This is a genomic window from Saccharibacillus sp. WB 17, from assembly GCF_008634075.2.
GTDB classification, from domain to species: domain Bacteria; phylum Bacillota; class Bacilli; order Paenibacillales; family Paenibacillaceae; genus Saccharibacillus; species Saccharibacillus brassicae.
Map to the genome: position 1 here is coordinate 36,760 of NZ_VPFK02000039.1, position 25,563 is coordinate 62,322.

At 62.2% G+C, this 25,563-nt stretch carries 22 protein-coding genes and 1 pseudogene; 17 read left to right on the forward strand and 6 right to left on the reverse strand.

Annotated elements, in window-relative coordinates:
• Window positions 1-25: 25 nt before the first annotated feature.
• The 9 genes from FTE24_RS17820 (at window position 26) to FTE24_RS17860 (ending at window position 10,504) form a co-directional block, all read left to right on the forward strand.
• Entirely contained in the window at window positions 26-1,414 is a 1,389-nt protein-coding gene (locus tag FTE24_RS17820) for a hypothetical protein (protein WP_150234919.1), read from the forward strand.
• A gap of 339 nt (window positions 1,415-1,753) precedes the next feature.
• Window positions 1,754-2,767 (forward strand): NAD-dependent epimerase/dehydratase family protein, encoded by a 1,014-nt coding sequence (locus FTE24_RS17825; RefSeq protein ID WP_150234921.1) that lies wholly within the window; start codon window positions 1,754-1,756, stop codon window positions 2,765-2,767.
• Window positions 2,764-3,720: an MBL fold metallo-hydrolase gene (locus FTE24_RS17830; protein ID WP_237401825.1), complete on the forward strand. Its 957-nt coding sequence runs from the start codon at window positions 2,764-2,766 to the stop codon at window positions 3,718-3,720. Before FTE24_RS17825 ends, FTE24_RS17830 begins: the two co-directional genes overlap by 4 nt.
• Window positions 3,721-3,801: 81 nt before the next feature.
• The gene (locus FTE24_RS17835; protein ID WP_150234924.1) at window positions 3,802-5,154 is read left to right on the forward strand and encodes a F390 synthetase-related protein; all 1,353 of its coding nucleotides are present in this window, start codon (window positions 3,802-3,804) and stop codon (window positions 5,152-5,154) included.
• Window positions 5,132-6,448, forward strand: coding sequence for a GNAT family N-acetyltransferase (locus FTE24_RS17840; RefSeq protein WP_150234926.1), 1,317 nt, complete (start codon window positions 5,132-5,134; stop codon window positions 6,446-6,448). The genes FTE24_RS17835 and FTE24_RS17840 overlap by 23 nt, the downstream gene beginning before the upstream one ends.
• Before the next feature lie 238 nt (window positions 6,449-6,686).
• Window positions 6,687-7,811, forward strand: coding sequence for an ABC transporter ATP-binding protein (locus FTE24_RS17845; protein ID WP_141447549.1), 1,125 nt, complete (start codon window positions 6,687-6,689; stop codon window positions 7,809-7,811).
• Complete coding sequence (locus FTE24_RS17850) at window positions 7,801-8,619, forward strand: ABC transporter permease (RefSeq protein ID WP_141447548.1); 819 nt, start codon at window positions 7,801-7,803, stop codon at window positions 8,617-8,619. The genes FTE24_RS17845 and FTE24_RS17850 overlap by 11 nt, the downstream gene beginning before the upstream one ends.
• On the forward strand, window positions 8,616-9,437 hold the full coding sequence (locus tag FTE24_RS17855) for an ABC transporter permease (RefSeq protein WP_141447547.1): 822 nt from the start codon (window positions 8,616-8,618) through the stop codon (window positions 9,435-9,437). Before FTE24_RS17850 ends, FTE24_RS17855 begins: the two co-directional genes overlap by 4 nt.
• Window positions 9,434-10,504 (forward strand): ABC transporter substrate-binding protein, encoded by a 1,071-nt coding sequence (locus FTE24_RS17860; protein WP_150234928.1) that lies wholly within the window; start codon window positions 9,434-9,436, stop codon window positions 10,502-10,504. The genes FTE24_RS17855 and FTE24_RS17860 overlap by 4 nt, the downstream gene beginning before the upstream one ends.
• A gap of 148 nt (window positions 10,505-10,652) precedes the next feature.
• Here FTE24_RS17860 and FTE24_RS17865 read toward each other — a convergent pair whose 3' ends face one another.
• Complete coding sequence (locus FTE24_RS17865; RefSeq protein WP_141447545.1) at window positions 10,653-11,126, reverse strand: small multi-drug export protein; 474 nt, start codon at window positions 11,124-11,126, stop codon at window positions 10,653-10,655.
• 233 nt (window positions 11,127-11,359) lie between these two features.
• Between FTE24_RS17865 and FTE24_RS17870 the strand changes: the two genes are divergently transcribed.
• A complete protein-coding gene (locus FTE24_RS17870) occupies window positions 11,360-13,249 on the forward strand; it encodes an acyltransferase family protein (protein WP_150234934.1) in 1,890 nt (629 codons plus the stop codon).
• Between the two features lie 132 nt (window positions 13,250-13,381).
• Here FTE24_RS17870 and FTE24_RS17875 read toward each other — a convergent pair whose 3' ends face one another.
• A complete protein-coding gene (locus FTE24_RS17875) occupies window positions 13,382-13,909 on the reverse strand; it encodes a hypothetical protein (protein WP_150234936.1) in 528 nt (175 codons plus the stop codon).
• Window positions 13,910-14,107: 198 nt separating this feature from the next.
• Between FTE24_RS17875 and FTE24_RS17880 the strand changes: the two are divergent.
• The 4 genes and pseudogenes from FTE24_RS17880 to FTE24_RS17895 form a co-directional block, all read left to right on the forward strand.
• Window positions 14,108-14,428: pseudogene (locus FTE24_RS17880) on the forward strand (potassium channel family protein); the annotation flags it as partial.
• 89 nt (window positions 14,429-14,517) lie between these two features.
• Window positions 14,518-15,174, forward strand: a complete 657-nt coding sequence (locus tag FTE24_RS17885; protein ID WP_150234940.1) for a pyroglutamyl-peptidase I — start codon at window positions 14,518-14,520, stop codon at window positions 15,172-15,174.
• A 304-nt stretch (window positions 15,175-15,478) separates the two neighbouring features.
• On the forward strand, window positions 15,479-16,066 hold the full coding sequence (locus FTE24_RS17890) for a hypothetical protein (protein WP_150234942.1): 588 nt from the start codon (window positions 15,479-15,481) through the stop codon (window positions 16,064-16,066).
• Window positions 16,067-16,315: 249 nt separating this feature from the next.
• The gene (locus FTE24_RS17895; RefSeq protein WP_150234944.1) at window positions 16,316-16,981 is read left to right on the forward strand and encodes an NAD(P)H-dependent oxidoreductase; all 666 of its coding nucleotides are present in this window, start codon (window positions 16,316-16,318) and stop codon (window positions 16,979-16,981) included.
• Between the two features lie 103 nt (window positions 16,982-17,084).
• Here the strand turns inward: FTE24_RS17895 and FTE24_RS17900 are convergent, their stop codons facing one another.
• Window positions 17,085-18,530, reverse strand: a complete 1,446-nt coding sequence (locus tag FTE24_RS17900) for an aminotransferase-like domain-containing protein (RefSeq protein WP_150234946.1) — start codon at window positions 18,528-18,530, stop codon at window positions 17,085-17,087.
• A gap of 153 nt (window positions 18,531-18,683) precedes the next feature.
• Between FTE24_RS17900 and FTE24_RS17905 the strand changes: the two genes are divergently transcribed.
• A complete protein-coding gene (locus FTE24_RS17905) occupies window positions 18,684-19,319 on the forward strand; it encodes a LysE/ArgO family amino acid transporter (protein ID WP_150234948.1) in 636 nt (211 codons plus the stop codon).
• A gap of 169 nt (window positions 19,320-19,488) precedes the next feature.
• Here FTE24_RS17905 and FTE24_RS17910 read toward each other — a convergent pair whose 3' ends face one another.
• The gene (locus FTE24_RS17910) at window positions 19,489-20,979 is read right to left on the reverse strand and encodes an alpha-amylase (RefSeq protein WP_150234950.1); all 1,491 of its coding nucleotides are present in this window, start codon (window positions 20,977-20,979) and stop codon (window positions 19,489-19,491) included.
• Window positions 20,980-21,426: 447 nt separating this feature from the next.
• On the opposite strand from FTE24_RS17910, the gene FTE24_RS17915 reads away from it, so the two are divergent.
• Window positions 21,427-22,014, forward strand: a complete 588-nt coding sequence (locus tag FTE24_RS17915; protein WP_141450407.1) for a nitroreductase family protein — start codon at window positions 21,427-21,429, stop codon at window positions 22,012-22,014.
• A gap of 114 nt (window positions 22,015-22,128) precedes the next feature.
• Here the strand turns inward: FTE24_RS17915 and FTE24_RS17920 are convergent, their stop codons facing one another.
• Window positions 22,129-23,031 (reverse strand): DUF72 domain-containing protein, encoded by a 903-nt coding sequence (locus FTE24_RS17920; RefSeq protein ID WP_150235176.1) that lies wholly within the window; start codon window positions 23,029-23,031, stop codon window positions 22,129-22,131.
• Window positions 23,032-23,190: 159 nt separating this feature from the next.
• Between FTE24_RS17920 and FTE24_RS17925 the strand changes: the two genes are divergently transcribed.
• Complete coding sequence (locus tag FTE24_RS17925) at window positions 23,191-23,544, forward strand: nuclear transport factor 2 family protein (protein ID WP_160441820.1); 354 nt, start codon at window positions 23,191-23,193, stop codon at window positions 23,542-23,544.
• Window positions 23,545-23,857: 313 nt separating this feature from the next.
• On the opposite strand, the gene FTE24_RS17930 is transcribed toward FTE24_RS17925, so the two are convergent.
• On the reverse strand, window positions 23,858-25,357 hold the full coding sequence (locus FTE24_RS17930; RefSeq protein WP_150234953.1) for an amidase: 1,500 nt from the start codon (window positions 25,355-25,357) through the stop codon (window positions 23,858-23,860).
• Window positions 25,358-25,563: the final 206 nt, after the last annotated feature.

Below are 25,563 nucleotides of genomic sequence, written 5' to 3' on the forward strand. Positions count from 1 at the left end.
ACGGTTCGAAGAAGGGGGAGACGTCATGAACGGGCTGCGCGTTCTGATTACGGGCGGCCGCGCGCCGTGCGCGCTGGACCTGGCGCGCGCTTTCGCGGCGAGAGGCGCGGAGGTGTATGCCGCCGAGAGTCTGGAGCATCCGCTGTGCGCGGCTTCGCGCGCGGTCAAGCGGAGCTTCCGCGTGCCGCCGCCGGCGCAGGACCCGGCAGGCTACGCGGCCGCGCTGCGCGATATCGTGCGCCGCGAGAGTATCGGTCTGCTGCTGCCGACCTGCGAGGAAATCTTCTACATTTCCGCGTACCGGGGCAGCTTCGGCCCGGACTGCCGCGTGCTCGCGCCTCCGCTGGGGACGCTGCGCGAACTGCACAGCAAATGGGCGTTTATCGCGCTGTGCGCGCGGTTGGGCTTGGCCGTGCCGGAGACGGTGCGGCTGACGTTCGCGGACGGGGCTGGGGGCGAGGAGGGCGGTGAAGGCGCGGGAGAAAGCGTAGCGGTCGGGAGCGAAGCGCCGTCCGGTGGCGGTGGCCGGGCAAGCAGCCGCGAAGAAGAGCGGATCGAAGGGCGGATTCCGCGGACGGCGCCCGGCGATCCGGCTTATGTGCTGAAGCCGGAGTTTTCCCGGTTCTCGGCCGGGGTATCCCGGCACGGGTCGCTCGGCGAAGCGCGCGAGCATGCGCGCCGCGCGGGCGGGTCGTGGGTGGCGCAGCGCTACGCCGCGGGCGAGCTGCTGTGCACGTACGGAGCCGCGCACGAAGGGCGGCTGCTCGCGCATGCGGCGTATCGCGCGCCGCAGACGGCGAGCGGAGCGTCCGTCTGCTTCGAACCCGACGCCGATCCGCAGGTGCGGGAATGGGTGGTCCGCTTCGTGGAGCGGACGAACTTCAGCGGTCAGCTGGCGTTCGACTTCATCCGGACGGAGGAAGGGGAGCTGCTGCCGATCGAATGCAATCCGCGCGCCACAAGCGGCGTGCATCTGCTGCTTGCGCCGCAGGCCGCGGGCGGCGGAACTTCGTTCGGGGGCGCGGAGCTGTCCGCGTCCGGCGATCGTCGGCGCGCTCCGGATCTGACGGATGCGCTGGCGCGGCCGGATACGGTGGACGCCGTGATTCTGGCCTGTCCGGCGAGAACGCCGATGCTGCTGCTGCCGATGCTCGGCAGCGGATTGGGCCAGCTGACGCGGCCCAAGCGCTTTGCCGGCTGGCTGCGCGATTTGCGCGGCTCGCGCGACGTGCTGCTGCGGCGCGGCGATGCCCGAGTGCTGCCGCAGGCGCTGCGCATGATGCGGGAACTTCGCCGCCGCGCGCGTTCGATCGGAGGTTCGCTGTCGGAAGCTTCGGTAGCCGATATCGGCTGGGATGGCCAGCCGATCGGGGAAGAAGGGATCGACGGGCGAGCCGCCCCTTCGAACGATTGAAGCGAAAGCAGCTTGGCCCGGACGAGACTTCGGCAGCCCGCCGAGGTACCGCGGATCAAGAGTCCGTCCCGGAGAGATCCTGCCAAAAGGATACCGAGCATGGTGTGTGTATAAGGGAGGGACAACTTTTTGGGAGAAAAAAGTTATCCACATGTGGAGAAGTGTCGAAAAGGACTATTTTGGGCCATTTTGTGTCCAAATCGGTGAAAAACGGTGGACAACGTGGATAACCACCCCCCTTTTCTGTGGATGAATGAAAAATTTGTTTTGGAAAAAGTTGTGCACAACACCGGAATTTGCGGGAAAAATTCAATATGACAGCCTCGGGAGGGACGGAAAATGAAGATTCTGGTGACCGGGGCGACCGGGTTTTTGGGCGGGCATGCGGCGCGCAACCTGCTCCAAGACGGACACGAAGTGACCGGCTTGGGACGAAACGTAACGGTCGGCGAACGGCTGGAGCGGAGCGGCATCCGCTTCGTCCGCGCGGAACTGGACGACGCGGAAGCTATCGGGCGGGCGATCGGCGCGGGATTCGACGCCGTGATTCACTGCGGCGCGCATTCCGCTGCGTGGGGACCGGAAGAAACGTTCATGGCGGCAAACGTGAACGGTACAACGAACGTGGCGGAAGCCTGTCTGCGCGCCGGCGTGTCCCGTCTTGTGCATATCTCCACGCCGAGCCTGTATTTCGGGGCCAAAGCCCGGATCGGCGTGCGGGAACACGATCCGCTGCCCGCGAAGCCGATCAGCGCATATGCCCGGACCAAGCGGCTGGCGGAGCAGGAAGTCGAACGCGTACGCCGGCTCGGACTGGACGCGATCGTGCTGCGGCCCCGTGCTTTGTACGGGCCGGGAGATCTCACGATCCTGCCCCGGCTGATCGAAGCCAACGGCCGGACGGGTGTGCCGCTGATCGGCGGAGGTGAGGCGCTGATCGACCTGACGTACGTGGACGACGCGGTCCGCGCGCTCAAGCTGGCTGCGTTCGCCCCCGCGGAACTTTCGGTCGGCGCCCGCATTTATAACATAAGCGGAGGCGTGCCGATCGCGTTGGCCGCGGCCGCCGAGCTGCTGTTCGCGAAGCTGGGCCGTCCGCTGCGCGGCAAAAAGCTGTCTTTTGCCGCCGCTTATGCACTCGCCTCCCTGATGGAGGGCGCCGCCAGGCTGCGGCCTTCGGGCGGCGAACCGATGCTGACCCGCGCGCTGGTCGGCATGCTCGGCAGCAGCCAAACGCTGGATATCGGCGCCGCGCGGAGCGGACTGGGCTACGAACCGCTCGTCGGCATCGAAGAAGGGCTGGACCGTTTCGTCGAATGGTGGAACGTGCGGGAAGGAGAGAGATCGCGTTGAATATCGAGTTGAATACCAAATCGGACGAGGCAAAAACGGGCGTGCGCCCGACTCCTTCCGCGCTCGATTCGCTCTGGGAACTGGCCGGCGGACCCGTGCCCAGAGTGGAACTGAGCCTGTTCCCGACCGGAAGCTGCCGTCATCCGGAATGGGTCACGATCCGGGGCGGCCGGCTGCGCAGCGTCCGCATTCCGGCGCTGTTCGCCTGTATCCGCCATCCGCGGCACGGCCTGATCCTGTTCGATACGGGCTATTCGGACCGCTTTTTCCGCGAGACGGACCCGTTCCCGGAACGGCTGTACCGGATCACGACTCCGGTGCAGTTCGAAGCCGGGCAGAGCGCGGCCGAGCGGCTGCGGGCCGCGGGCATGCGGCCGGAAGCGGTCGGCCGCATTATTATCTCGCATTTTCACGCCGACCATGTGGCGGGACTGCGCGATTTTCCGCAGGCGGCCTTTTTGTACGAGCGCGAAGCGCTCGACAAGATGCGCGGACTGCGCGGGATCGGCGCGGTCAAGCGCGGATTCCTGCCGGGGCTGCTGCCCGGCGATTTCGATCGCCGGGCGCGGCCGTTCGCGCCGGAGTCGCGCGTCGACGTGCCGGAAGGGTTCCTGCCCGGCTTTGCCTGGCGGCGCCTGACCGACGTGCTCGGCGACGGCAGCCTGCTCGCCGTCGATCTGCCCGGCCATGCCTATGGGCAGATCGGGCTGCTGCTGCGCACGGCCCGCGGACCGGCGCTGCTGTGCGCCGATGCCGCCTGGTCGGCGGCGGCTTACCGGGAAGACCGCCCGCCGAGTGCGCTTGCGGGCGTCATCATGCCCGACCGCCGCGCCTACGCGGACAGCTTCCGCGCGCTGCGCGGGCTGCATGAAGCTTTCCCGGAGCTGCGCATCGTCGCTTCGCACTGCCCGGAAGCGGAAGCCGCCTACGCGATAGGCGGCAGCCCGCTATAAGGGCGCCGGACTTTCCGCTTCGGGCGCGCCGCTCGAACTTTTGCGCCGAACATTCATATTTCAAACAGGAGGAACGTGCCGATGAACACCGATTCCCTACATATTGTTATGCAGTACGCGGCGGCACGCCGGCGCGCGGCCATGCCGGATCGCGATGCCCTGGAACGGTGGCGGGAGCCGCGCATCCTCCGCCATCTGGACAGGGTGCGTGCCGCTTCGCCTTTTTACCGGGAGCTGTGGCAGGGGCTGGACACGCGGGACTGGCGCCGGTTCCCGGAGATCGACAAAAAAGCGATGATGGAGCATTTCGATACGCTCAATACAGCGGGCGTCCGCCGCGAAGACGCGATGGAGCTGGCACTGGAAGGGGAGCGCACGCGCGATTTCACGCCGGAGATCGGCGGGCTGACGATCGGCCTGTCATCCGGCACGTCGGGCAGCCGGGGGCTGTTTCTCGTCAGCCGCCGCGAGCGTCTGGCCTGGACGGGGACCATTTTGCAGCGTGTGCTGCCCGGACCGCTGCTGCAGGGACACCGGATCGCTTTTTTCCTGCGGGCCGATAGCAATTTGTACGGATCGGTGCGCAGCCGGCGGGTGGCCTTCGAGTTCTACGATCTGCTGCATCCGCTTGAGCGGCATGTGGAACGGCTGAACGCGCAGCGTCCGAGCGTGCTCGCCGCGCCGCCGTCGATGCTGCGCCTGCTGGCGGGCGAAGTTCGCTCCGGCCGGCTCCGCATCGCGCCCGGACATCTGGTGTCGATGGCCGAAGTGCTCGATCCGCTGGACCGGCGCATGATCGAAGAGAGCTTCGGTCTGCGCATCCATCAGGTGTACCAGTGCACCGAAGGTTTTCTGGGCGCGTCGTGCAGCCACGGGACGCTGCATCTCAACGAAGACGTCGTCCATATCGAAAAAGAATACGTGGACGCGGAGCGCAAAACGTTCGTGCCGATCGTGACCGATTTCGTCCGCTTCTCCCAGCCGATCGTGCGCTACCGGCTGGGCGACCTGCTGACCGAAAGTGCGGAGCGCTGCGCCTGCGGCTCGCCTTTTACGGCGATCGAGCGGATCGAAGGGCGAAGCGACGACCTGTTCGTGCTGCCTGCGGCAAACGGGACGGGCTTCGTGACGCTGTTCCCGGACTACGTCTCGCGGGCGATTATCGGCGCGTCGGAGCGGGTCGAAGCTTACCGCGCCGTTCTGCACGCGCCGGGCAGGCTTGAGATCGAACTGGACACGGCCGCGGCAGCCGGAACGGAAGTGCGGGCGCAGACCGAAGCCGACGTGCAAAATGCGCTGGCCGCGCTGTGCGCGCGTATCGGCGCGGCCATGCCGGAGACGGCGTTCGCGCCGTACGTTTTCGTGCCCGGAGCGGTCAAATTGAGACGGGTGCAGAGGAGGTTTGCGGTGAATGACCGAATGGAACCTGTATGAAGGGGACAGTCTGGAACGCTGGCTGACGGAACAACAATCCCGCCGCGAAGCTGCGGACGGCGAATCCGCAAATAATAAGCCACCTTATAGTAAGATTTCTTACAATAATAAACCTGACAATAAAGAGTCTTATAACGAATCTTGTTCTTGTTATAACGAAGTGTCTCTTAATGAATCTTCTTGTCACGAAGCTTCGGACGACGACGCCTCCACGCTGCGCTGGTTGTCCGCCATGCAGGGCGAAGGCGTATCGGCACTGATCGCGAACGTCGATACGAAGCTGCGCGCCCTGCGCTGCGAAGCGCTCGGCGTGACGCTTCCGCTGAGCGTGGGCGACCGCGAATACGGCGATTCCTACGTGTTCTCGCCGTACACGCATTACGTCAGCTACGCGCGCGAGGAGCTGTCGCTGCTGGAATCGCGCGCCGCCCGCGCCCTGCTCGGCGCGCTGTTGACGCCGGCCGGCTGGCTGCTCAAGGCGTCGCGGTTCAACCGCGCGGTTCAGGTCAACAACCGGCTGCTGTCGACGAATCTGTATCCGCCGCTTGACGCGTCGGCTCTTGCATCCGCCGTCGCCCTGCTGCTCCGGGAGTTCCCGGACCGCTCGATCGTGTTCCGTTCGCTCAACCGCTGCACGACGCCCGGTTATCTCGACGCGCTGACGGAGATGGGCTTCCGGCTCGTGCCGAGCCGCCAGGTGTATCTGTACGAAGCGCCGGACCGGATTCCGTCCAAAGCCCGCTGGCTGCAGAAGCGCGATTACGGCCTGCTGGACAAGCACGGTTACGACGTGTGCGGGCCGGAAGAGTTGGGCGAAGCCGACGCGCCGCGGCTGGCCGAGCTGTACCGGCTGCTGTACCTCGACAAATATTCGGCGCACAATCCGGCGTTTACGCCGCGCTTTTTCGAGCGGGCGCTGCGGTCGAACCTGCTGAAGCTGCATGCGCTGCGCTCGCGCGCAAGCGGCCGGCTGGACGCCGTGCTCGGCTATTACGCGCAGGGCGGCATCATGACGACGCCCGTGTTCGGCTACGACACGGGCGTGCCGCAGAAGATCGGGCTGTACCGCATGCTGTCGGCGGTGCTGCTGCGCCTGGCGGCCGAAGAAGGCTGCCTGCTGCACGAGAGCGCCGGAGCGGCGCAGTTCAAGCGCAACCGCGGCGCGGTCGCGGAGATCGAATACAGCGCCGTGTATGACCGGCATCTGCCGCCGCATCGCCGGGCCGGCTGGGCGCTGCTGTCGCCGCTGCTCAACCGGGTCGGCGTGCCGATCATGCGCAAATATAAATTTTGACGGAATCGGAGCTGCGACCCGCACTTGACCGGCGCCGAAAAGATCGGGCTCGCGAAGCCGATCTTTTCCCTGCTTTTTAATCAAGAAAGCGACGTCCGCATACATAGAAATGTAGCCTTCATGCGTTTTTTTCTATAGAATAGCGGTTAGAAAGAAGTTAAAGATACCGTTAAATATCGGGAAAAGACCGGAGCCGATCGGGGTCCGGGCATCCGGTTGCCAGAGGAGGGGTTTCATCATCACAGATCCACACATCATTCGTTTCGAGTCCGTAACGAAGCAGTACGACGACGGGCTCACCGTGCTCAAAAAGATCGATTTCGAAATCGAGCGGGGCAAGTTCTATACGCTGCTCGGTCCTTCGGGCTGCGGCAAAACGACCATCCTGCGCATGATCGCGGGCTTCATGGAACCGACGGAAGGCTCGATCTATCTGGGCGGACGGGTCATCAACAAAGTGCCGCCGGAGAAAAGACAGGTCAATACCGTCTTCCAGGATTACGCCCTGTTCCCGCATCTGAACGTGTTCGAGAACGTGGCGTTCGGGCTGCGGATCAAAAAAATGAAGCCGAACGTTATCGCGGCCAAAGTGACGGAAGCGTTGAACATGGTCAATCTCGACGGCTACGAGAACCGCGCGATTACCGAGATGTCCGGCGGCCAGCGCCAGCGCGTGGCGATCGCCCGGGCGATCGTGAACGAGCCGGAAGTGCTGCTGCTCGACGAGCCGCTGTCCGCGCTCGACCTCAAGCTGCGGACCGAGATGCAGTACGTCCTGCGCGAGCTGCAGCAGCGGCTGGGCATCACGTTTATCTTCGTCACGCACGACCAGGAAGAGGCGCTGGCGATGTCGGATTATATTTTCGTCATGAACCAGGGCCGGATCGAGCAGAGCGGCACGCCGAACGATATTTACGACGAGCCGATCAACCGCTTCGTGGCCGATTTTATCGGCGAATCGAATATCGTGCCCGGCGTCATGATCGAAGACTACCGCGTCGAATTTAACGGCCGGCGCTTCGAATGCGTCGACGCGGGCCTGCGTCCGAACGAGCCGATCGAGATCGTCGTTCGTCCGGAAGATCTGGAGATTACGACGCCGGAAGCCGGCAAGATGCAAGTCCGCGTCGATTCGCAGCTGTTCCGCGGCGTCCATTACGAGATTAGCTGCTACGACGATTCCGGCCAGGAATGGCTCGTGCATTCGACCAAACGGGCCGAAGTCGGCGCGCAGATCGGATTGACGTTCGATCCGGAAGCGATCCACGTCATGCGTTTCGGCGAAACGGAGGAAGAATTCGACCGCCGCCTGGAAGCGTACGAAGAAGACGAAGACGCGGGAGTGCCGGTCCATGAACGGTAAGGGCAGCGGAAACGCGCGGTCGCTCGCCTACATTCCTTATTATCTGTGGGTGGCGTTGTTCGTTATCGCGCCTGTCGTGCTGGTCGTCTATTATTCGCTGTTCGACGTGGAAGGCAATCTGACGCTGTCGAATTACGCGGACTTTTTCACTCCCGTCTATCTGAGCATGACGCTGAGTTCGTTCTGGTACGCGTTTCTTATTACGCTGTTCTCGCTGCTGATCGCGTATCCGGCGGCGTATCTGCTGACGCGCACCAAGCACAAGCAGCTCTGGCTGCTGCTCATCATCCTGCCGACGTGGATCAATCTGCTGCTCAAGACGTATGCGTTTATCGGCATCTTCGGCACGTACGGACCGATCAACGCCCTGCTTGGTTCGATCGGGTTCGGCGAACAGCAGCTGCTGTTCACGAGCGGAAGCTTCGTGTTCGTGTCGATCTACATCTTCGTGCCGTTCATGATCATGCCGATCTATAACGCGCTCGAAGAACTGAACGTGTCGCTCACCGACGCCGCCCGCGACCTGGGCGCTTCCAGTTGGATCACGTTCCGCCGGGTCATTTTCCCGCTGACGCTCTCCGGGGTCAAATCGGGCTGCATCTCCGTGTTCATCCCGGCGCTGTCGCTGTTCATGATCACGCGCCTGATCGCCGGCAACAAGGTCATCACGCTCGGCACGGCGATCGAGCAGCACTTCCTCGTCACGCAGGACTGGGGCATGGGCTCGACCGTCGCCGTGTTCCTGATCGTCGCGATGGCCGTCATCATGTTCCTGACCGGCGGAACCGGAAAAGGGGTGCGAAGATGAGGAAAAAGAACGGCATCTCCAATCTGTATCTGGTCCTCGTCTTCGCCGTCCTGTACGCGCCGATCCTGTACCTGATGTTCTACTCGTTCAACAGCGGCGGCACGATGCACGGCTTCGAAGGCTTTACGCTCGACTATTACAAGGAAGTGTTCGCCGATACGCGGCTGATCATCATCGTGATCAACACGCTCGTCATCGCGCTGCTGTCTTCGACGATCGCGACGATCATCGGGGTGTTCGGATCGCTCGCGATCGAGAATATCCGGCGCGCCCGGCTCAAGAACACGCTGCTGTCGCTTAACAATGTGCTGATCGTCAGCCCCGACGTCATCATCGGCGCTTCGTTCCTGATCCTGTTCACGATGGTCGGGGTGAAGCTCGGCTTCGCTTCGGTACTGATCTCGCACGTGGCGTTCAGCATTCCGATCACGGTGCTCATGATCCTGCCGAGGCTGCAGGAGATGAGCCCGACGCTGCTCGACGCGGCGCGCGATCTCGGCGCGAGCAAGCGCGACGTGCTGACCAAAGTCATATTGCCGTTTATCCGTCCCGGCATCTTCAGCGGCTTCTTCATGGCGCTGACGTATTCGCTGGACGACTTCGCCGTCACGTTCTTCGTGACGGGCAGCGGTTATTCGACGCTTGCCGTCGAAATCTACTCGCGGGCCAGACAGGGCGTGTCGCTGTCGATCAATGCGCTGTCCACGCTGATCTTCCTGTTCACCGTGTTCCTCGTCGTCGCGTACTACATTTCGATGCGCCGCGGCGAAAAGCGCAAGCTGGCCGACGCGGCCGCGCGGATGGGGGTGCCGGAATGAAATCGATGACGCGCACGCTGATCCTGATACTGGTCGCGGCTTTTGCGCTGATGTTTCTCGCCAACCGGCTGAACTCCAGCGAAGGCTACAGCAGCGGCAACACGCTGACCATCTACAACTGGGGCGATTATATCGATCCCGAACTGCTCGACCGCTTCCAGGAAGAGACGGGCATCACGGTCATCTACCAGACGTTCGATTCGAACGAAGCGATGCTGACCAAGATCGAACAGGGCGGCACGACGTTCGACGTGGCGATTCCGTCCGATTACGCGATCGAGAAGATGCGGGAAGAGAAGCTGCTCATTCCGCTCGATCATGCCAAGATCCCGAATATGCGGCATCTCGATCCCAAGTTTCTCGATCTGTCGTTCGACCCGGGCAACGAGTACTCGATGCCGTATTTCTGGGGGACGCTCGGCGTCGTCTACAACCCGACCCTGACGGACCTGAAGTTCGAGAGCTGGGAAGACCTGTGGAACCCGACGCTTCGCAACGACATTCTGCTGACCGACGGGGCGCGCGAAGTGATCGGCACCGGGCTCGTCAGCCAGGGCTATTCGCTCAACGACAAGAACGAACAGCATCTGGCGCAGGCGCTGGACCATCTGATGGATCTGACGCCGAACGTCAAAGCGATCGTCGGCGACGAGATCAAGCTGCTGCTGGCAAACGGCGAAGCGGCGGCGGGTCTCGTATTTTCGGGCGACGCTTCGGAGATCATGAGCGAGAACGAAGAACTCGATTACGTGGTGCCGAAGGAAGGGTCCAATCTGTACTTCGACAACATGGTCATTCCGAGAACGGCGCAGAACGTCGACGGGGCGATGGCATTTATCAACTTCATGCTCGATCCCGAAGTGAACGCGCAGAACACGGAATATGTCGGGTATTCGACGCCGAACGACGCCGCGCTTGCGCTGCTGCCGGAAGACATCTCGGGCGACGAACGTTTCTATCCGTCCGACGAGCTGACGAATCAGCTTGAAGTGTACGAGAATCTGGGCAAAAAATGGCTGGTCCGCTACAACGAATTGTTCCTGCAGTTCAAAATGAACGGTTCGTAAAGCGCAGCATACTCAACACAAAACGCAAAACGCAAAACGCAAAACGTAGAGGGAAAAGGGACCACGTACAGCACACGACGAAAAATCCCGTTCGCGCAGAAGCGCGGACGGGATTTTTTTTGCTCTTTTTTTGACGGACACCTTAAATCTACTGCGTCGCATAGCTCAAGCCGTACACCGAGCCGACGGCCATGACCACCGTCCAGACGGCCAGGCTGACCGCCATCCAGCCGATCACCCAGCGTCGGGAAGAACCGAACGACAAGGCAAGCACGGCGGCAATATCGGTACCCACGAGCGCCGGAGCGACGAGCGCAAGGCCGGGGACGCCGTATTTTTCCCATACCCGCCTAGCCCGCGTTTCTTTTTTGGAAGAAGCCGTGCGGCCCTGCTTGACCTTGCGGCGCTCCAGCCAGGCGGAGATGCGGGTGAAGAAGAGGCCGATCAGCAGAACCATGAGGAAGTTGCCTGCAAAGCCGATGATCGACACGGCGACCGGGGACAAGCCCCAGACAATGCCGAGCGGCACGACCAGAAAAATGTCCAGCCACGGGGCGGCTGCCAGCAGAAACAAAGCCGCGTACTGCCACACTACGTCCAATTCCCTAATCCATTCGAACATGGGCCCGAACCTCGCTTTCGCTATATGTATTTGGGGCAATCCTGTTGATCTTACCCATTCCTGCCGAACAATTCAAATAATGCGGTCTCCGCTGCCGAGTTTCTCCGTTCCTGTTCTAGATATCCACCGGCGTCCTGCTATAATAGAGATTAGATTTTACATAGAGATTGGATTCTGATAGAGATTGGATTTTCAAAAATCGGACTATTCGAGATGTCGAAAGGGCAGAGGCCATGAGCAATGGAAGATACGCAGGCAGCGAAGCGAACAGCGAAAATCGGCGGTATGCCGGACACGATTCCCCGCCCCGGCGCCGCGAACCGGCGGCCGAGCATCCCAAGCCGGGCGCGGGCCGCTACATGCCGGGATTGGACGGGCTGCGCGCGCTCGCGGTGCTCGCCGTCATTTTCTATCATCTGCATACGCAGTGGGCACCGGGCGGACTGCTCGGCGTTACGATGTTCTTCGTGCTGTCGGGCTACCTGATCACGGATATCCTGCTGGCGCAGTGGGACCGGACAGGTCGCTTCGACATGAAAGATTTCTGGGTCCGGCGGGCCAAAAGACTGCTGCCGGCCATGCTCGCGGTCGTGCTGGCGACGGTGCTGTGGTCGATTCTCGTCGACCGCAGCCGCCTGCCGGCGATGCTCGGCGACGTGCCGGCGGCGCTGCTGTATTACAGCAACTGGTGGCTGATCTTCCACGAAGTGTCTTACTTCGAGAGCTTCGGCCCGCTCTCGCCGCTCGGCCATCTGTGGTCGCTCGCGGTCGAGGAACAGTTCTACATCTTCTGGCCGGTGCTGCTCGGCATCGGACTCATTCTGGCCCAGAAGAACCGCGGCAAGCTGGCGCTCGTGCTGGCCGGCCTGTCGCTCGCTTCGGCGCTCGCGATGGGCATCATGTACCAGCCGGGACAGGACCCGAGCCGTGTCTATTACGGCACGGATACGCGCCTGTTCTCGCTGCTGATCGGCGCGGCGCTCGCCGTCGTCTGGCCGAGCCGCAAGCTCAAAACGAACATTTCCAGATCGGCCACGAAGACGCTCGACGTCACGGCGACGATCTGCCTGATCGTGATCGCGGTGCTTATCTTCAAGTCTAACGATTACGGCACGTTCCTGTACCGCGGAGGCATGGTGCTGCTGTCGCTGGCGACGACGATTCTCGTCGCGGCGCTCGCCCATCCGGCCTGCCGGCTCGGCCGGGTGCTCGGCGCCAAGCCTTTGCGCTGGATCGGCGCCCGCTCGTACGGACTGTATCTGTGGCACTATCCGGTCATCGTGCTGACGACCCCGCTCGTCAATACCGGCGGCCCGAACATGACGCGCATCCTGCTCCAGCTGCTCGTCAGCTTCGTGCTGGCGGAGCTGTCGTACCGCTACGTCGAGCAGCCTGTGCGGAGCGGCAATTTCGGCCGCTGGTGGAAGCGGGTCATGCGCGAGCCCGGCATCGGCCGCAAGCGGCTGCTGCGCACGCTCGGCGGTACGGCGGCGCTCGTGCTGGTGCTCGGCTTCGCGATGAACCGCCTGGCGCCGCCGGCCGAAGCGCAGACGCCTTATGCCGGCACGGACGTGCCGGCTGTGGAAGCGGCAGCCGATCCGGCTGCGGCAGTGCCGGCGGTCGACGCCGCGGATGTGCCGCTGCCGGCCGGCACGGGCGTCGGCATGACGGCTATCGGCGACTCCGTCATGCTCGACATCAAGCCGTACCTGACGGCGGAACTGCCGGGCATCGCGGTCGACGGCCTCGTCGGCCGCCAGATGTCGCAGGCGCCGGCGCTGGTCGACCAGCTCGAAGCGGAAGGCCGGATCGGCACGACCGTGCTGATCCAGCTCGGGACGAACGGCTCGTTTACCGACGAGCAGTTGGACGGGCTGCTGGCGAAGCTGCCGGAAGCGAAGAAGATCATTCTGGTCAACACGCGGGTGCCGCGTCCGTGGGAAGGCGTCGTCAACAGCGCGCTGGAACGCGCGGCGCAGCGGGACGACCGCGTCCTGCTGATCGACTGGCATTCGGCCAGCGCCGGGCGCGACGATTTCTTCGCCCGCGACGGCGTGCATCTGATGCCGGCCGGCGCGCGCGCCTACACGCAGCTGCTCGTGGACGCGCTCAAAGGTTCGTGACCGGTGCCGCGTGACCGGTGCCGCGGATGCGGATCGCGAGAGATTCGCAGCTTCGGATATGAATAGAAAAAAGCCCCTGTCGCCGCCGATCGCGGACACAGGGGCTTTTTGACGTACCCGGCGGAATTTCGCCTAGACGCGGCCGACCGGGCCGGATTTGGTCTTTCTGCGCAGCGGCAGCAGCAGCAGGGCGCCCAGGCCGATCAGGACGAACGCCAGCAGCGGCTGCTCCATAAACGTGCGGGTCGTCAGCGCTTCGATCGAGAAGACGGCGAAGAACAGCAGCGACAGCACGGTCAGGATATTGATCGGGATCAGCAGCCAGCGGTTGCGGCCGCTGAACCAATAGAATTCGAACAATCCGATGGCGGGAGCGAGAATAAAGCCCGGCCACATGACGTTCCAACTGCCAAACAGCATCGCAATCTGGCAGACGATCGCGACGGTCACGAGAATGCCGCCGGGAATCAGCAGTCCGGGCAGACGCCCGTGCGTCATCGAGAAATACATCCAATGGAAGAACAGGCCCAGCGGAAGAATGAACAGCGACGCCCAGAAATAACCGAAGATCATGCCCGAGTTCATGCCGATGCCCTGGCCGAGCAGCAGATAAGCGCCGAGCAGGATCAGCAGGGGTCCCCAAATCGCTTTTTTTGACATAACAACCTCTCCTCTTTTTATCGTCTGGTTTCACTATACGCCCTTCTGCCGATCGGCACCTCGTTCAACGGGTTGAAAAGGACTCGGTCTCAAGACCGATTGTTCCCGGAAGACGGCGTGCGGCAGAGGCAGTAGCGTCGCGTATTTGCCGTACGGATTTTTTTATCGTACGGTGGATACAAAAAAAGGAGGGATGGCATGATTTCGTTTCTGCTGACGCTCAAGCGTCTGCTTGGCGGCATCTTCCGGGCGTTCCGTTCCAAAAATTTTCAGGCGCTGTTCGTGCTTGTGCTCGTATTCCTGCTGTCCGGCACCCTGTTCTACGTCAACGAAGAAGGGCTGACGGTCGTGGACGCGCTCTATTTCTGCGTCATGACGCTGAGCACGGTCGGGCATCCGGATTTCGTGCCGGCGACGAACCTCGGCAAAGTGTTCACGATGGTGTACGTCATGGCCGGCACGGGCATTTTTATCGGCCTGATTCTGCATATCGCCTACGCCATTTTCAAAGATAAAAGGCGCGAAGAACATGACGAACATGAAGAAGACGACGGTTTCGGCCGAACGAAGGGGAAAAAAGCGCCAAATAAACGAACGGGGGAAAAAATATGAATATTTTGATTTCCGGCTTCGAGCCGTTCGGCGGTTCGCCGATCAATCCGACCGAGGAGCTGATGGAGCAGATCGGACAGGAAGATTTGGGCGAAGCGTTTGCGGACGTGCGGCTGCATACGCTGCTGCTGCCGGTCCGCTACGACGAATGCGCCGCGAAGCTGCTGGCCGAGACGCGGCGGCTGAACCCGGATGCGGTCATCGCCTGCGGCCTTGCCGCGGGGCGCACCGCCATCACGCCGGAGCGGATCGCGATCAACGTCAAGGACACGGAAAGTTACGCCGATAACGAAGGGCGCAGCCCGACAGACGAACCGATCCGCGCGGACGGTCCGGACGGCCTGCTCTCGACGCTGCCGATCCGCCGGATCGTGCAGGAGCTGCAGGCGGCCGGCATTCCGTCTGCCGTCTCCAATACGGCCGGCACGTATATTTGCAACAATACGATGTACGCGCTGCTCGACGATCTTCGGGAAAGCGGCTCGCCTTCGCTTGCCGGCTTCGTGCATTTTCCGGCATCGACCCGGCTTGCCGCGCTCAAGCCTTCGCTGCCTTCGCTGCCGCAGGAGACGCTGCTCGAAGCGCTGCGCATCGTCGTCCGCGTTACGGCGGAAGCGGTGCGCGGCGCCGATCGAACAGGCGATTTGCGGTAACGGAACCGCGAAATATCAAGTTTTGCTTGCAAACTAACTTGTTTTATCCGTTTATGCCTGAATTTACATTTTTTTTGCGGAAGGCCGTTACAAAGTTTGAAAACGGGGTAATGATTACGGAATCACAACCTTCGTAATCTACTTCGCTCTGCTCCAGCCGACGAACCGCTTGCGCCTGTCCAACCTGTGTGATCACAACCGCAGCAAGTGCTTCAACACACGAATGAAATACACGGCTTAAGTTTGTGCAGCGCATTTGAAATTCGACGTTTTTCATTTTGATAAGGAAAGGCGGATGGCTTCAATGAGCAGTATACAAGGCATACAAGGCATACAGGGCAGAACTTCGCCGGTGGCTCCGCTCAGCGCCCTGCCCGCGCTGAATACGTCCTACACGCCGAGCCGTCACGGCAAGGCGCCGTTGGAGAATCGTAAAGCGAGCCTGGAAGTCGAGCTGTCGCGTATCCTTCAGCTTCCGGTATCGGATCAGGACCGGGAACAGCGCGCGATGCGTATCCGGCGCCATATCGCGCTGCTGGAACGGCATATCGCGCTGCTGGACGCAGCCAACGGCGAACGCCCGGAATTCACTTCCGTGCAGGGACGCCCGGATCGCGAGCACCCGGAATCGGAACCTCAGGCGCAGCCTGAATTCAGCATGACCGAAGAACTTCAGGAACAGTCGGTCAACGAACAACCTGCCGTACCGCGCAAAGCGCCCAAAGGCGGCGACGATTACGCCAGAGCGATGCTCGGCTCGCTGGAGGCGCTCGGTTCGCTGGGGTCGCTCTACGCGCCGCCGGCCGCTCCGGGCGCGGTGCAGCCGTGGGAGAACCGTTCCGAACCGGCCAAAGCCGTACGGGTCGGACGCAATTTCGACGTCAGCATCTAAATGGTGCCGATTCAAGTCGGCACCAACAAGGAAAGCCCCGTTTACGGCCCCGGCCGGCAGCGGGGCTTTTTGCGTGCGGACGGATGTCGGCGCCGCGGCCGCTTTGCGGTTCTGTCGCAGCCTTCGCAGCCGAGCGGGAGCAAAGAATTTTCGCGTGTTTGACCCGGGGCGGCAAACGCGATAGAATGTATCGGTAATTAAAAGTAACCAATTATCGATTTTAGCATCTATCGGAGGGTGACCGGATCTATGAGCAGCGAAGCAAAAAGACAAGACATTCTGGACGCGTACCGGTTCAGACACGCAACCAAAACTTTTGATCCCGACCGGAAAATTCCGGCCGAGGAATTCGATTTTATTCTGGAGACAGGGCGGCTGTCGCCAAGTTCGGTCGGTCTGGAGCCGTGGAAATTCGTCGTCGTCCAGAATCAGGAACTGCGCGAGAAGATGCGCCCGGTCTCGTGGGGCGCACAGGGCCATCTATCGACGGCCAGCCACTTCGTCGTTATTCTGGCCCGCCGCGACGTGCGCTACGATTCGGCCTATATGAAAGAGCAGATGCTTGAAGTGAAAAAGTATCCGCCCGAACTCGTCGAGAAGATGACGACGGATCTGTACAAGACGTTCCAGGAAGAACATATGGACCTGCGCGACGAACGCAGCCTGTTCGACTGGGCTTCGAAGCAGACGTATATCGCGCTCGGCAACATGATGACCGCCGCCGCACAGATCGGCATCGACTCGTGCCCGATCGAAGGCTTCGACCGCGCCAAGCTGGACGACATCTTGGCGGAAGCCGGCCTGCTCGAAGACGGCGCCTACGGCGTCAGCGTCATGGCAGCGTTCGGCTACCGGGACAAGGAGCCCCGGCCGCAGACGCGCAGACCGGTGGAAGACGTCATCCGCTGGGTATAAGCGCACCGCCGCGAAGATCTGCGTTCGAAACGAACGACAAAAAGCCCGCCTTGTCATAAGGCGGGCTTTTTCCTGTTCCTGCACGGCAGCCTTCCGCGTCGCTCTAACTGCGCTGCTGGGAGCCGGCCCGCTCCGCTTCTTCGCGCAGCGCGGCAAGGCCGATCTCCATCTCTTCGCGCGATGCATACGCATAGGAGAGCCGAACATGATGCGAATCGTCCGGGTCGTAGACGTAGCCGGGATTGATCAGGATACGGCGTTCGAACAGGCGCCGAAAAAAGCTTTTGTCCACGATCGGCTGCCGGAAGCGCAGCCAGATATAGAAGCCGCCTTCGGGCGACGCCCAGTCCGCAAGTTCCCTGAAATTGCCGCGCAGGATATTTTCGGCGAATGCAGCGCGCCGTTGCAGTTCGCTCCGCAGCCGCTCCGTATTTCGTTCGTGCAGGCCGGATTCCAGCCAGTGCGCGGCGATATGCTGGGAAAAAGCGCTGGACCCGTAATCGGTCTGCATCTTGACGTCCGCCAGTCGGGCAGCCACCGGCGAAGGGGCGACGATCCAGCCGATCCGCAGGCCGGGGCTCAGCGATTTGGACAGGCTGCCGAGATAGAGCACCTGTCCGGAATCGTCGAACGATTTGATCGGCTGCGTGCCGGGAGCGAACAGAAGGTCGCGGTACACGTCGTCTTCGACGATAGGCATGCGCAGTTCCGCGCAGGCTTCGTAGACGCGGCGCCGCGCGGCTTCGTCCCAACTTCGGCCGGTCGGATTGTTGAGCGTGGGCACCGTGTAGAGCAGCGACTGCCGGCCTCGCGCGGAGCGGGCCAGCCGCTCTTTGAGCTTGGGGTCCTTCTGGCGGAACGGCAGCATCCGCATGCCTGCCGATTGGAACGGATGGACGGAATTGAGATACGAAATCGGTTCGTGGAACACGGCGGAACCTTCTTCGAGCAGGCCGACGGCGATGAGCTGCAGCGCCTGAAGCGCGCCGGACACGATGCACACGTTATCCGGCTGCGCCTTCACGCCGAGCGCCGCAAGCTTGACGCACAGCGCCCGGCGCAGCCGCAGGCTGCCGAGCGGCTCGGAATAGCCTATCGAGCGCGCATCGAGCCGCAGCTCGCGCAGCGACGCTTCAAGCTCCCGGACCGGCAGCAGTTCCGGGGAGAGCTCCCCGGTGCCGAGCCGAACGAAGGACGGGTCCGGCTCGCTGTCGTTGATCAGCCGGATCGTATGCCGGTTCGGCTTATGGACGCTCGCGCGGATATGGCGCTGCCAGTTCGGCTGCGAGCGCGCCAGCAGCGCGTTCCAGGCGCTGCCCGAGACGTAGGCGCCCGAGCCCCGGCGCGTCTCGATCAGGCCGTCCGCCCTGAGCTCGTCGAGCGCGGCCTGCACGGTGCTTCGGTTGACGCCCAAGCGCGCGGCGAGTTCGCGCTGCGCGGGCAGGCGGCTCTCGGCAGGCCAGTCGCCGCGTTCGATTCGCTCGGCGATCCAGGCGGCGATCTGCGCCTGCAAAGTGCGCGGCGAGTTTGGGTCCGGTCTCCAATCCATGACAGCGGCTCCTTTCTTCGTCGGAATCCTGCCGGGTATTCGTAAAACAAACCCCGACCGGATCAGAATTGGATGGTGTCCAAACCATCCAATTGGAGGTTTTCTTTTGCTGTCCGTAGCGTAACATGGAACAAGCAAAGGAGTCGATGCCCCATGGAAGCCATCCTGCACGGATTCGTGCTGGCTCTCGGCCTGATTCTGCCGCTTGGCGTGCAGAACGTATTTGTATTTACCCAGGGCGCGGCCCAGCCGCGCCTGCCTGGCGCGCTGCCGGCGGTGGTCGCGGCTTCGCTGTGCGACACGCTGTTGATCCTGCTCGCCGTATTCGGCGTCTCCGCCGTCGTGCTGGAGTTCGAAGGGCTCCGCCTCGCCCTGATGCTGGCCGGGATCGCTTTTCTCGCCTATATGGGCTTCTCGCTCTGGCGGTCGCGCCCGGCCGAAACGCAGGGCGGCGAGGCCGCGCCTGCCCGGGCGCTGTCGCCGGCGAAGCAGATCCTGTTCGCCGCTTCGGTATCGCTGCTCAATCCGCACGCGCTGCTCGACACGATCGGCGTGATCGGGACGAGCGCGCTCGCTTACGCCGGCGCGGACCAACTGCGCTTTGCGGCGGCCTGCGTCGCCGTCTCGTGGATCTGGTTCGCCGGCCTGGCCGGAGCCGGTTCGGCGCTGCGCCGCTTCGACGGCGGCGGCCGCTTGATGCTGCGGTTCAACCGCGGCTCGGCGCTGTTCATCTGGGGCACCGCGCTGGTGCTGGCGTGGAATCTGCTGCAGGAGCTGCCGCGCGGCTGAACGCCAAGCAGCCCGTTAGCCGCAAATCCGCCTTTCGGCGGATTCGCTTCTAACGGGCTGTTGGTATGACACACGCACAGGACGCGGACGGTCGGGCTGGGGAACTTGCGCTCCCCGGTCCGCAACGGCTCACAGCCGTCCGAATCCGCTCCAAGCGCCAGACGCAAGCTTACTCCTGCGCCGCGCAGTCCATCGTGCTGTCTTGTTCGGGAAGCGCCCAGACGGATACGCTGCCGCCGTTGACCGGGAACGTGGCGAAGCCGTCTTCCTCGATCACGATCTTGTCTTCGCGCGTGTTCGTCAGGTCGATCCATTCTTCGCCCGCGCGCTCCGCGCCGACGTTCATTCTTTTCTCGCCCGGTTCGCCGTTCGCAATGACGACCGCGCAGCCGGAACCTTCGACTTCTTCGCTGCCCAGACGAACCCAGCCGATCGTGTTCGGATGGTCGAAGTAGTCGACCTGCTCGCCGTACGCTTTTTGGCAGCGTGCGTAGAGCAGCGGATCGATCGCCATTTTCTTGCCTTCGATCGGGTTCTCGCCGCCGATACCGAAGTAATCGCCGTAGAAGACGCACGGATACCCGTCGCGGCGCAGCAGGATCAGCGCGTATGCGCTCTGCTTGAACCAGTCGTCGATCCACGATTCCAGCGATTCGCCCGGCTGGGAGTCATGGTTGTCCACGAACGTGACGGCGTTCGTCGGGTGGGTCTGGACGAGCGTGTCGTCGAAAATTTTCGTCAGATCGAACGCGCTGCCGGACTGCGAAGCTTCGTGCAGCTTGTAGTGCAGCGCGACGTCGAACAGATCGATCCGGTAATCGACGTTGTCGAGGAATTCCCGGCAGGCATTCAGGTCGTTGTTCCAGAATTCGCCGACGATGTAGAAGTCTTCGCCGCGCTTGCGGATCATCTCGCCCGCAAATTCGCGGATGAAGTCATGGTTGATATGCTTGATCGCGTCCAGCCGGTAGCCGCTGCACTGAAGCGTATCGACGAGCCAGCGGCCCCACTCCATCATCTCTTCGCGCACTTCCGGCAGCCGGTAGTCGATATTGGCGAACATCAGGTAATCGTAGTTGCCGAATTCGTTGTCGACCTTGTCGTCCCAGCCGCGGTTCTCGCCGCCAATGCGGTAGATGCCGTTGTTGCCGGTCGCGTTGTCGAAGTCCGTGCCGTTGAAGTGGGTAGCATCCCATTTGAACGCGGAATACTGCTCGCCGCGGCCCGGGAACGTGAACTTGGTCCAGCCTTCGATCTCGAACGGCTCTTCCGAGATGACTTCGTTGCGGTTGTTCGGATCGACTTCGACGACTTTGAACCGTTCTGTCTCGTCCGCGCCCGCTTTGTGGTTCATGACCAGATCGACGTAGACGGCAACGCCGAATTCGTGGCAGGCCGCGATAGCGCTTTTCAATTCTTCCTTCGTGCCGTATTTGGTCCGGACCGTGCCTTTCTGGTCGAATTCGCCCAGATCGTACAAATCGTATACGCCGTAGCCGGTATCTTCCGCGGATTGGCCTTTGGTGACAGGCGGAATCCAGACGGAATCGATGCCCCATTGCTTCAGTTCGGGAGCCATCTCCTTGAGTCGGTTCCAATGCTGACCGTCGGCATCTACGTGCCATTCAAAAAATTGCATCATCGTGTGGTTAGCGGGCATGTTAAAAAAAACCTCCTCGAATATGTTGGGGTTCGGCTGCGTATGCGGATGTCCGTAAAAGCAAAATCGGAAGCCGGATGCCATCAGGCCGTCATGTAGGCAAAAGACGCATGGGCGTCCGGGGTAATCGGTAAGGAACGCTGCGTTGGAAAGTCGCGATCGGGATGCCGGATCCGCCTTCGATGACGAAGAAAGAGTGGCTCGCTCGCTAAAGGAATAATACAAGTTACCCAAAAGGATGGGGGGCTTAAACGAGCCGGATTTTTTTTGTGGGCAGAATAAATCGATAGGGATTTCGTTAACGCTTACATGGAAAAGATAAGGGAACGATCAAGCCGGCCTGCTTGAACAGGGAGCCGCAGGGGGTAATGATAAACTGTGCCGTTTGCGGGATTTTTGCGGAAGCGGACCAACTTTGGGGAGGCGTTTTTCTTGACGACCGAAAACATGCTGGAACTGATGCAAAACAGACGCAGTATTTACGGAATCAGCAAGGAACAGACAGCATCCGACGACAAAATCCGCGAGCTGATCGAGCAGGCGCTGCTGCATGTGCCGTCGGCATTCAATTCGCAGAGCGCGCGCGTCGTCGTCCTGCTCGGCGAGCATCACGACAAACTGTGGGACTTCACGACAGGCATCCTGAAAGAAATCGTGCCGGAAGGCAGCTTCGGGCCGACGCAGGAAAAAATGGACAGCTTCAAAGCGGGCTACGGCACCATTCTCTTCTTCGAGGACGAATCGGTTATCCGCGGCATGCAGGAGCAGTTCCAGGCGTATCAGGACAATTTCCCGATCTGGTCGCAGCAGTCTTCCGGCATGCATCAATACGCGATCTGGACGCTGCTCGAAGCGGAAGGTTACGGCGCTTCGCTCCAGCATTACAATCCGCTGATCGACGAGAAGGTCAAGCCGGAATGGGACATTCCGGAGAGCTGGAAGCTGATCGCGCAAATGCCGTTCGGCAAGCCGACGGCCCCGGCCGGAGAGAAGCAGTTCAAGCCGCTCGAAGAACGCCTGAAATGGTTTAAGTAAGGCGTATCAGACCCTCATCACGGGAACCACAATTATGGAAAAAAGAACGATTGTAACAGAAAACAAGACCGCTCGCGATGCGTCGTTTACGCATCGGAGCGGTCTTTTTGCGCTTCAGAACAGTTTCTCCTGCTGCGGTTGTTCCGGTTCGTCGGCCTGCGCCGCCTGCCCGGATGGTTCCTGCGGCGGCCAGGGCGCTCCGGGTGGAATCGGCTGGCCGAGCAGCTCCATCAACTCCAGCGCGTTGGGCGTAGCGTCCTTGTCGGAGTTGTTGTTGAACGCGACGTACACATGCTTGCTCTGCTTGTCCAGGTCGAGCAGGATGTCGCGCCATTCGGTCAACTCCTCGGTGCTGTAGCGGTACAGATAGCGCAGCTTGCGCCAGTTCGGATCGCTGCTCTTGTGCCAGCCGCCGACGTTGCGTCCGTGCATCCGCACGTAGGTCGCTTCGTCGCTCGTCGCATGCGCGATGATCGGAATCGATCCGCTGCCGGCCTGCGGCTCGTCGACGACGGTCTGAATCCAGCCTTCTTTGCGCATAAAATCGAGCGTCTTGTCGCGGAACTGCGGCGAATACCACGATTGGTGCCGGAATTCGAGCGCGCACGGCACGTCCTTCATGAATTCGCGCGTGACGCGCAGCTTCTCCACGTTCTCGCGGGTGCAGTCGAACCAGGGCGGGTATTGGAACAGCGTCATCGTCAGTTTGTCCGCTTCGATGACGGGCGCAAGGCTCGTATGAAAAGCGGCGAACATCTCTTCCGGCGTATCGAAATAATTCTTTTTCTCGCGCAGATGTCCGGTCATGCCCTGATACGCCTTGATGACGAACCCGAAATCGTCCGGCGTCTGGGACACCCATTTTTCGTAATTTTTGACGGGCTGGATCGCGTAAAACGAACTGTCCAACTCGACCAGCTTGAACGTCTCGCTGTAGGCGGGCAGCCGTTCGGCGGGTTTCTTTTTGCCGTATAGTTCGTCGTGGTCGCTAAAATTCGTAAGTCCGATGGTGATGATGGAAATCCCTCCTCGTCCGGCGCTGAGAGGCCTTTTTCTTCTTATTACACGAAAACGGGGCGAAGCAATCGGCAGCGGAAATGAAGGGTGAAGCTTGGACCCGGGGCGGGTACAATGGAGGAGTACGATCATATTTCCAGAGCGGAAAGGAAGAAGAACATGACGGAATCCCGATTCGAGACCGCCGAAGAGTTGGCCCAGCGCCAGCTCGATTGCTACAACGCCCACGACCTGGAGGGCTTTCTGGACGTGTACGCCGAAGACGCGAAGCTGTACGTGCTGCCGGGCGGGACGCTGATCGCCGAAGGGCGGGAGCAGATGCGCGAGCGCTACCGCAAACGGTTCGAGCTCGACAACGTGCAGGCGAAGCTCGTCAACCGCATGGTGCTCGGCAGCCGGGTCATCGACCACGAGCATGTGACCCAGGCCGGATCGGACGCGATCACGCAGGCCGCTGCGATCTACGAGACGCACAGGGGCCGCATTACGGCCGCCTGGTTCGTCTCGGAGTGAGGGGAAGCGCGGGGCAATACGCCGAAAAAGAAAAGCCGTCCCTGTCCGCAAATGCGGTCGGGACGGCTTTTTTTGTCGGAGCCTTGAGGTGAAACTTCGAAGGCAAGACCTCGAAGGCAGGCTTCGCAGCCGGTGCCTTGCGGTCGGCGCATACGGACGCATGCGGATCGGGCGCGTTCGGCAGCGGCATCAGGCGGCGTTTCGGCGAGAGCCGCCGCTAACAGGCGCTTGCCGCTTGCAAGGGCAGCGGACCGGAAGGGGCGGCCCGCAAAAGCCGTCCGGTCTCCGGGCTCGGCTTCCGCGCCGGGGCCGGTCAGCCGAGCATCGGATTGCCCTGCATGCCGACCCACAGGTCGGACTGCTCCAGCTGCGCGGCGATGCGCAGCAGCAGGTCTTCGCGGCCTTTGGCGGCGATCATCTGCACGCCGAGCGGCAGGCCGTCTTCGGTCAGATGCAGCGGCAGGCTGGTCGCGGGCTGGCCGGTCAGGTTGGCGAGCTGCGTAAACGGCGTATACGTCAGGCTGCGCTCGAAAATGTCGTACAGCATCTGCCGCTGTTCGCCGGCGGAAAGCTCGCTCACGCGCATCCACGGAGCGGCCTGCTCCGGCGTATGCGTCAGCTCGCCGACGCGCGGAGCGGGCAGGGCGCTGGCCGGCGTCACGTACAGATCGTAGCGTGCCGACAATTCGGCCATCTGCGCCGCGGCGACGTCCCATTCGTTCAGGCTGTGCACGAACTCGGCGGCGGAGACGTTTTTGCCGGCTTCGGCGAACACCCACGTGATGATGTCCACCTCTTCGGGCCGGATGTCGCGGCCGAGCATGCGCTCCATCGAGATGAACATGGCGGACACCTCGCCCGCGTTCATCGTATAATAGTTTTCCATCAGGCGGACGCCGTTGACCGGGCTGAGCTTTTCTTCGACCTCGTGGCCCTGGCTTTCCAGCCAGCGGACGGTCTTCAGCACGGCCTGCACGGCGTCTTCGCCGACGGGCGTGCCGACCGGCGACGCGGTCGTAAAAGCGATCCGCAGCGCACGCGGATGGGGCGCGAGCATGTCTTCGGCGTAGACGCCCGGATAGAGCGGCGTCTGGAACGCGGCTTCGGGCTGCACGATTTGCAGCAGGTCCAGCAGCGCCGCGCTATCGCGCACGGTGCGCGACAGGGCGAAGTCGATCGACGCGCCCTGCCATTGGCGGCCAATGCCGGGGCCGACCGGGGTCCGGCCGCGCGTCGGCTTGAGGCCGAACAGGCCAGTGAACGACGCCGGGATGCGGATCGAACCGCCGCCGTCGCTCGCGCCGGCGGCGGGCACGATGCCCGAAGCGATCGCGGCCGCCGCGCCGCCGCTGGAGCCGCCCGGGGAATACTCCGGATTCCACGGATTGCGCGCCGGCCCGTACAGGGCCGGTTCGGTAATATTCTTGAGCCCGAATTCGGGCGTATTCGTATGGCCGAGCGGGATCAAGCCGCCGGCCCGCAGGCGGGCGACGTAATTGGAGTCGCGGCGCGCGACGTTGCCCTGCAGCAGGGCCGAGCCGGAAGTGAGCGGCTCGCCCGCGAGCGCCTGCGAAATGTCTTTGAGCAGGTACGGTACGCCGGCAAACGGGCGCTCCGCGCTCGGGGCGGAGACGGCCGCCGCTTCCGCAAGCGCGGCTTCGCGCCGGTCGCGCACGACGGCGTTAAGCCGCGGATTCACTTCGTCCATCCGCGACAAAGCGGCCTGCGCCAGCTCGACGGCCGACACGTCCCTATTGCGCAGCAGCCCGGCCAGACCGACGGCATCGTATTGGACGTATTGGTCGAATTTCATAAGAGATTCCTTCTTTCTGAACGTCGCCGCCGCTCCGCGCCGCTTCAGGCAAAGCCCGAAACGGCGCGGAGCAGCGGGGAATGACGGAATGGAATAGAGTGGAACCGGTTTGGCACACGGCCGGGTGATACAGGTCAGGGCGGGTCTGAACCCGACCTGTTCTGACCGGAACCGGACCTGCTCTAACCGGAACCGGACCTGCCCGG